Source organism: Mesorhizobium sp. B1-1-5 (assembly GCF_006443065.1).
Taxonomy (GTDB): Bacteria; Pseudomonadota; Alphaproteobacteria; order Rhizobiales; family Rhizobiaceae; genus Mesorhizobium.
In genome coordinates this window covers 1-8,137 of the sequence record NZ_VFWS01000174.1, presented here as the reverse complement: position 1 = coordinate 8,137, position 8,137 = coordinate 1, and the positions used below count along the sequence as shown (strand labels likewise).

At 64.4% G+C, this 8,137-nt stretch carries 7 protein-coding genes; 4 read left to right on the top strand and 3 right to left on the bottom strand.

What is annotated here, in order from left to right:
- Positions 1–209: 209 nt before the first annotated feature.
- From FJ980_RS28310 to FJ980_RS28300, 4 genes are all read left to right on the top strand, one after another.
- On the top strand, positions 210–2,585 hold the full coding sequence (locus tag FJ980_RS28310; protein ID WP_140546952.1) for an aldehyde dehydrogenase family protein: 2,376 nt from the start codon (positions 210–212) through the stop codon (positions 2,583–2,585).
- Between the two features lie 220 nt (positions 2,586–2,805).
- Positions 2,806–3,537: an SDR family oxidoreductase gene (locus FJ980_RS28305; RefSeq protein WP_140546951.1), complete on the top strand. Its 732-nt coding sequence runs from the start codon at positions 2,806–2,808 to the stop codon at positions 3,535–3,537.
- Positions 3,538–3,552: 15 nt separating this feature from the next.
- Positions 3,553–3,735 (top strand): hypothetical protein, encoded by a 183-nt coding sequence (locus tag FJ980_RS34835; RefSeq protein WP_181181324.1) that lies wholly within the window; start codon positions 3,553–3,555, stop codon positions 3,733–3,735.
- Entirely contained in the window at positions 3,735–4,580 is an 846-nt protein-coding gene (locus FJ980_RS28300; RefSeq protein ID WP_140546953.1) for a fumarylacetoacetate hydrolase family protein, read from the top strand. The genes FJ980_RS34835 and FJ980_RS28300 overlap by 1 nt, the downstream gene beginning before the upstream one ends.
- Positions 4,581–4,787: 207 nt before the next feature.
- Here the strand turns inward: FJ980_RS28300 and FJ980_RS28295 are convergent, their stop codons facing one another.
- From FJ980_RS28295 to FJ980_RS28285, 3 genes are all read right to left on the bottom strand, one after another.
- Complete coding sequence (locus tag FJ980_RS28295) at positions 4,788–5,786, bottom strand: ABC transporter ATP-binding protein (RefSeq protein WP_140546950.1); 999 nt, start codon at positions 5,784–5,786, stop codon at positions 4,788–4,790.
- Between the two features lie 15 nt (positions 5,787–5,801).
- Positions 5,802–6,863, bottom strand: coding sequence for a Gfo/Idh/MocA family oxidoreductase (locus FJ980_RS28290; protein WP_140546949.1), 1,062 nt, complete (start codon positions 6,861–6,863; stop codon positions 5,802–5,804).
- A gap of 64 nt (positions 6,864–6,927) precedes the next feature.
- A complete protein-coding gene (locus tag FJ980_RS28285) occupies positions 6,928–7,767 on the bottom strand; it encodes a carbohydrate ABC transporter permease (RefSeq protein ID WP_140546948.1) in 840 nt (279 codons plus the stop codon).
- Positions 7,768–8,137 lie beyond the last annotated feature (370 nt).

Below are 8,137 nucleotides of genomic sequence, written 5' to 3'. Positions count from 1 at the left end.
TTCCTTCGCGCCCCCCTCTGTCCTGCCGGACATCTCCCCCACAAGGGGGGAGATTGGCCTTCGCGGCCGTCGGCGCCCGGTCTGCAAGGTAGGTGATTGGCGAAATCCTCGATGACGGCCAATCTCCCCACCCGTGGGGGAGATGTCCGGCAGGACAGAGGGGGGCGCGAAGGAATGCCTTCCAAGACAATTATCTGGAGCGCCGTCCCATGAACATCCTCGAACGCTATCACGCCATGGAATACGGCCCGGCGCCGGAAGCCCGCAACGAGGCGGATGCCTGGCTTGCCGGCCGCGACTTCTCCAAGGCGCTGTTCATCGACGGCGGCTGGAAGGCGGCGGCAAGCGGCAAGACTTTCGACACCAGCGAGCCGTCTTCCGGCAAGCTGCTTGGCAAGGTCTCGGATGCGGGCGCCGCCGACATCGATAGCGCGGTCGCTGCTGCGGCAAAAGCGCTGCCGAAATGGTCGGCGTCATCGGGCTATGCCCGCGCAAAAGTGCTCTATGCCATCGGCCGGGCCATGCAGCGCCACCAGCGCCTGTTCGCGGTGCTGGAATCGATCGACAACGGCAAGCCGATCCGCGAGAGCCGCGACATCGACGTGCCGCTGGCGATCCGCCACTTCATCCATCATGCCGGCTGGGCGCAGACGCTGGACAAGGATTTTCCAGACCACAAGCCCGTCGGCGTCGTTGGCCAGGTCATTCCGTGGAACTTCCCGCTTCTGATGCTGGCCTGGAAGATCGCGCCGGCCTTGGCCGCTGGCTGCACGGTGGTGCTGAAGCCTGCCGAATTCACGCCGCTCACCGCCATATTGTTCGCCGAGATCTGCGAGCGGGCCGGCGTGCCGAAAGGCGTCGTCAACATCGTCCAGGGCGGCCCTGAGGCGGGTGCGGCCATCGTCAACCATCCCGGCGTCCAGAAGATCGCCTTCACCGGCTCTTCGGAAGTCGGCAAGATCATCCGCAAAGCCACCGCCGGTTCCGGCAAGAAGCTTTCACTGGAGCTCGGCGGCAAGTCCGCCTTCATCGTCTTCGAGGATGCCGATCTCGACAGCGCCGTCGAAGGCCTGGTCGACGGCATCTGGTTCAACCAGGGCCAGGTCTGCTGCGCCGGCTCGCGCCTCCTGGTCCAGGAAGGCATCGCCGAGGCCCTCATTGCGAAGATCAAGGTCAGGATGGCGCGGCTGCGAGTCGGCAGTCCGCTCGACAAGAACACCGACATCGGCCCGCTCGTCGACCGCACCCAGCTGGACCGCGTCAAGGGTCTCATCGCCGAGGGAGCAAAACAGGGCGCCGTCTGCTGGCAGCCGGACGCTGCCTTGCCGACGACAGGCTACTATCACCTGCCCACGCTCGCGACAGGTGTTTCGCCGGCTAATATCCTGGCGCAGGAAGAGGTGTTCGGGCCTGTGCTGGCGACGATGAGCTTCCGCAACACCGAGGAAGCGATCGAGCTTGCCAACAACACGCGCTACGGCCTGGCCGCTTCGGTGTGGAGCGAGAACATCAATCTGGCCCTGCATGTCGCGCCGCAATTGAAGGCTGGCGTGGTGTGGGTCAACGGCACCAACATGTTCGACGCCGCCTGCGGCTTCGGCGGCTATCGCGAAAGCGGTTTTGGCCGTGAAGGCGGCCGCGAGGGCATGTTCGAATATCTGGCGGTGAAGCTGCCCGTTGGACCTGTCATCAAGCCGGCAGCTGCCGGTTCCGCCCAGCCGGCCGAACAGGCCGACGGCACGGCGATCGATCGTACGGCAAAGCTGTTCATCGGCGGCAAGCAGGTGCGCCCGGATGGCAACTATTCGCTCGCCGTTGCCACCGCCAAGGGCAAGCTGGCCGGCGAAGTCGGCCTCGGCAACCGCAAGGACATTCGCGACGCGGTCGCCGCTGCCCGCGCGTGCAAGGCCTGGCCGGAGGCGACCGCCTATAACCGCAGCCAGGTGCTCTATTATTTCGCAGAGAACCTTTCGGGCCGCGCCGATGAGTTCGCCGCGCGCCTTGTCCAGCTGACCGGCGTCACCGCCAAGGCCGCGCGCGAAGAGGTCGAGCAGTCGATCGAGCGGCTGTTCCTCTATGCCGGCCTCACCGACAAGTTCGAGGGCCGCGTCCACCAGCCGCCGGCTCGTGTCGTCACGCTTGCGCTGCATGAGCCGGTCGGCGTCGTCGGCATCGTCGCGCCGGACAACCAGCCGCTGCTCAACTTCATTTCGCTGGTCGCGCCGGCGCTTGCCATGGGCAACACCGTCGTCGCCGCCCCGTCCGAGCGGCATCCGCTGCTTGCGACCGACCTCTACCAGGTGATCGAATATTCCGACTTGCCCCCTGGCGCCATCAACATCGTCACCGGTCGCAGCGCCGAGCTCGCTGGCGTGCTGGCCAAGCATGACGACGTCGACGGGCTCTGGGTGTTCGCCGATGCCGACATTTGCGCCAAGGCGGAGGCTGACTCCATCGGCAATCTCAAACGCGTCTGGACCGGCAATGGCCGCAGCCTCGACTGGGCCTCGGGCGAGGCGGCAGGCGAGGCCTTCCTGCGCCGCGCCATCGAGGTCAAGAATGTTTGGGTGCCTTACGGCGACTGAGAAGGCCCGCCTGAGGCGCGCCGCGCGACGGAGCCATTTCACCCGCTGTCGCGAAGGTGATTGACCTCGGGCTTGACGCTCGGGCGCGTGTTCTTTAACGAGAAAAAACATCTTTATCTGTGAAGCGGAAATCTGACCGCACGATGCCGGTTGTCTGGCACACGACGCCTGGGCCGGCCATCGATAGAGGCGGACGCTCCAGGCAGGCGAGGAGAAAAACATGGCGGATCTGGCGGGTAAGGTGGCTGTGGTCACCGCGGCGGCGCAAGGCATCGGCCGGGCGAGCGCGCTGGCCTTCGCCAAGGCGGGCGCGACCGTTCATGCCACCGATATCAACGAGCCGCTGTTGGCCGAGTTGGGCAAGACTGCCGGCGTCAAGACCCGCAAGCTCGATGTGCTGAACGACGCGGCCGTCGCTTCCGCCTTCGCCGAGATCGGCCGGGTCGATGTGCTGTTCAACTGCGCCGGTTTCGTCCATGGTGGCTCCATCCTCGAGATGAAGGACGAGGATCTCGACTTCGCGCTCAACCTCAATGTCCGTTCGATGATCCGCACCATCCGCGCCGTGCTGCCCGGCATGCTGGAGCGCGGCGACGGCTCGATCATCAACATGGCCTCGCTGGCAAGCTCGCAGAAGGGCGTGCCGAACCGCTTCGTCTACGGGCTGACCAAAGCGGCGGTCGTCGGCCTGACCAAGGCGGTCGCCGCCGATTATGTGGCCAAGGGCATTCGCTGCAACGCCATCTGCCCCGGCACGGTAGAAAGCCCGTCGCTGCAGGACCGCATGCATGCGCAGGGCGACTATGAGGTGGCGCGCGCGGCCTTCATCGCCCGCCAGCCCATGGGCAGGCTTGGCACGCCGGAGGAAATCGCCGATCTCGCCGTCTACCTTGCCGGCGCAACCTACACATCGGGGCAGGCCTACAACATCGACGGCGGCTGGTCGATCTGAGGGATCGTAAAGGGCTTGGCAGGGCAATCGGGTACTGCATCGATCAGTCTGAAAATCCCCTTCGCCAGATCGCCCGATGCGGCGTTCGCGCTTGCCGGGGATCAGATCGATGGCTACGGTCCGCCCGGCTTTCGCAACGACCGCAATCGAAACGAATTTTGCAAAATGGCTTCAGGCCGCACCTTAGGAGAAGAATGATGAAGTTGTTGCGCTATGGCGAAGCTGGCAGCGAAAAGCCGGGCCTGCTCGATGCGGATGGGACGATCCGCGACCTTTCGGCTCATGTCGCCGATATCGCCGGTACGACGCTTCATCCGGCTTCGCTGGAGATGCTCTCGAAGCTCGATCCGAAGTCGCTGCCGGTGGTTCCCGGCAAGCCGCGCCTGGGCGCCTGCGTCGCCGGCACCGGCAAGTTCATCTGCATCGGCCTGAACTATTCCGATCACGCCGCCGAGACCGGCGCCACCGTGCCGCCGGAGCCGATCATCTTCATGAAGGCAAGCTCGGCGATCGTCGGGCCCGATGACGACGTGCTGATCCCGCGCGGCTCGGTCAAGACCGACTGGGAAGTCGAGCTCGGCGTGATCATCGGCAAGACGGCGAAGTATGTCTCGCAAGACGACGCGCTGGATTATGTTGCCGGCTACTGCGTCGCGCATGACGTCTCCGAGCGCGCCTTCCAGGCCGAGCGCCAGGGCCAGTGGACCAAGGGGAAGTCCTGCGACACCTTCGGCCCGACCGGCCCATGGCTGGTCACCAAGGACGAGGTCGCCGATCCGCAGAACCTCAAGATGTGGCTGACCGTCAACGGCAAGACGATGCAGAACGGCTCGACCAGGACCATGGTCTATGGCGTGAAGTATCTGGTCTCCTATCTCAGCCAGTTCATGTCGCTGCATCCCGGCGACATCATCTCCACCGGCACCCCGCCCGGCGTCGGCCTCGGCATGAAGCCGCCGGTGTTCCTGAAGCCCGGCGACGTCGTCGAGCTCGGCATCGAGGGATTGGGCCAGCAGAAGCAGACATTCAAGGCGGACGAGTAAGCGCAGACTTCCCCTTCTCCCCCTGTGGGAGAAGGTGGCCGCGAAGCGGCCGGATGAGGGGTGTTGGAAGGACCTCCGCGCTGCAGGATTAAGCGCCTGGAATTCTCCAATCTTTGAGGACGCACTCCGCTGGAGCACCCCTCATCCGTCTCGGCGCTGGCGCGCCGATCCACCTTCTCCCACAAGGGGAGAAGGAAAGGCCGCCGCCTACTTCAGCACCTTCCCATCCGCCCCGAACCGATACGTCTTCGCCGCATCGGGCGTTGCGTAGAGGGTCGCGCCCGGCTCGGCGTTGTAGACGCCGAAGATGCGCACGGTGATCAGCCCGGCCTTCTCGCAGTCGAGATAAAGATTGGTGTCGGCACCGAGATGCTCGGCATGCACGACCGTGCCTTTCCAGGCGCCCGACGTCGCGTCGACGGTGACGTGTTCCGGCCGCACGCCGATGGTCTTGGCCGTTTCGTCCAGCCTGGCGCCGTCGATGAAATTCATCTTCGGCGAGCCGATGAAGCCGGCGACGAATTCGTTGGCCGGCAAATTGTAGAGCTCCATCGGACTGCCGATCTGCTCGATGCGGCCGGCATTGAGCACCACGATCTTGTCGGCCAGCGTCATCGCCTCGACCTGGTCGTGGGTGACGTAGATCATCGTCGCCTTCAGCCGCCGGTGCAATTGCGCGATCTCAAGCCGGGTGTTGACGCGCAACGCGGCGTCCAGGTTCGACAGCGGTTCGTCGAAGAGAAAAAGCTTCGGCTCGCGCACCACGGCGCGGCCGATAGCGACGCGCTGGCGCTGGCCGCCCGACAGTTCCGCCGGGCGCCGCTCAAGGTACGGCTCCAGCGACAGCATCGCCGAGGCGATCTTGATGCGCCGCTCGATCTCGGCCGCCGGCGTGCCAGCCTGCTTCAGGCCCAGCGCCATATTGTTCTTCACCGTCAGGTGCGGGTAGAGCGCGTAGGTCTGGAACACCATGGCGATGCCGCGTTTGGCCGGCGGGGTGACGGAAACGTCCGTGCCGTCGATCAGCACGCGGCCGGAGGTCGAATCTTCCAGGCCGGCGATGACGCGCAGCAGCGTCGATTTTCCGCAGCCGGACGGGCCGACGAAAACGACGAACTCGCCGTCCGTCACCTCGAGATCGATGCCCTTCAGCACCTCGACCGGCCCGAAAGCCTTCTTCACATTCTCGATCTTCAGCGAGCCCACGGCGTCGTTCCTGTTCTAGAGTTTTACGGCGTTGCCGCTGCGCACGCTCTCGTCGGCGGCAAGGCAGACGGCGAGCGACTTCACGGCATCGTCCATGTGGCGGGTGAGGTCGACATTTTCGCGGATGGCCTTGAGCAGGAAGGCCTGTTCGAGGTCGCAAAGCTCTTGGTGGCCCGGTTCGCCTTCCATCGACAGCAGCTGGTCTTCCGTAGCGAATTTGCCGTCCGGCCCGGTCGCCGCGCTATGCAGCTTGATCGTCGAGGTCTTGGTGTGGGTGTCGATATCGTCGGACTTCACACCCTCCTTCATCACGATCGAGACGCAGCCCTTGGGCGACATCACGTCCTTCACGAAGAAGGCCGTTTCCGAGATCATCGGTCCCCAGCCGGCCTCATACCAGCCGACCGAGCCGTCCTCGAACAGCACCTGCAGGTGGCCGTAATTGTACATCGACGGCGCCACCTCGTCGCTCAGCCGCACCCCCATGCCGCGCACTTCGACGGGCCTCGAGTCGGTGATCTGCAGCATCACGTCGAGATAATGCACGCCGCAGTCGACGATCGGCGACGTCGTCTGCATCAGCTGCTTGTGCGTCTCCCAGGTATGGCCGGAGGATTGCTGGTTGAGGTTCATGCGGAAGACATATGGCCCGCCGAGCTTGCGCGCCTCGGCGATCAGCCGCATCCAGGACGGATGGTGACGCAGGATATAGCCGATCACCAGTTTCTTGCCGTTGGCCTTGGCGGCATCGACGACGCGTTGCGCGTCGGCAACCGTCGTCGCGAGCGGCTTCTCGACGAAGACATGGCAGCCGGCCTCGAAGGCCCGCACCGCATAGTCGGCATGGCTGTCGGAATAGGTGGCGACCGCCGCGACGTCCGGCTTCTCGTCGCGCAGCGCGTCGTCGAAGGAGCGTCTTATGCCATAGCCGGCGAGCCCGTCCGGCAGCGGCACCTCGGAACGGTTGACGAGTGCGGCGATCTCGAAGCCTGGGTTGCTGTGGTAGGCCAGCGCATGGCTGCGGCCCATATTGCCGAGGCCGGCGACGACAACGCGAAGAGGGGTTTTATCGCTCACCTGACTGCTCCATTTTTTCCTGAGAGGGTGAAGCGCAGCCCTATCAAAAGTTGGCTATTGCGGCTCACTTGACCGCTCCTGACGTGATGCCGCGGATCAGCTGCCGCGAGAAGATGACATAGAGGATCAGCACCGGCAGGATCGCCAGCGACAGCGCCGCCAGGATCGCATTCCAGTTGGTGACGAACTGGCCGAGAAAGAGCTGCGCGCCGAGCGTCACCGTCTTGGTCTCTTCCGACGGCGCCAGGATCAGCGGGAACCACAGATCGTTCCAGATCGGGATCATGGTGAAGACGGCGACGGTCGCCATGGACGGACGCACCAGCGGCAGCACCAGCCGGAAGAAGATCGTGTATTCCGACAGCCCGTCTATGCGGCCTGCGTTCTTCAGGTCGCTGGACACCTGCTTCATGAATTCCGACAGGATGAAGATCGCCAGCGGCAGGCCTTGCGCGGTATAGACCAGGATCAGCGCCGTCAGCGTGTTGACCAACCCGGTCGCCACCATCAATTGCAGGATGGCGACGGTGCCGAGCCTGATCGGGATCATGATGCCGAGCGCCAGGTAGAGCCCCATCATCGTGTTGCCGCGGAAGCGGTATTCCGACAGCGCGAAGGCGGCCATCGCGCCGAACAAGAGCACGAAGAACAGCGAGGCGACGGTGACGACGAGGCTGTTCTGGAAGTAGTGGATGAAGTCGCCCTGGCCGATCACCGTGGTGTAGCCGATCAGGTCGAAGGTCTTCGGCGTCGGCGGCGTCAGCGGCGCGCCGAAGATGCCCGCGCGCGACTTGAACGAATTCATCACCACCAGGATCACCGGAAACAGCGCAATCGCGGTGTAGGTCAGGAGGATCGCATGCGCGCCGATGGCGCGTGGCAAGGAGCGCGTGGCTGTGCTCATTGCAAAGTCTCCTCATGAGCCGCGTTCCCCAAGGATGGCGCCAACGCACCCCCCTCTGTCCTGCCGGACATCTCCCCCTCAAGGGGGGAGATCGGCAGCTTCGATGGCGCTGACCAATCTCCAGCGATGAAAATTGGCGAAAGCGGCGATGACATCCAATCTCCCCCCTTGAGGGCAGGGGGATCGCATGTGGGGTTTATCGGCGAAGGCCAACACAAGGCCGTCATCCTCGGGCTTGTCCCGAGGATCTACCGGCCCCTGAACTGGTCGCGCTATATCCGCGTGCGACGGCGGATCCTCGGGACAAGCCCGAGGATGACGTCAAGACATGCCGGGTTCTCCGAAGTCCCAAAGCCATGTGCAATAGCCC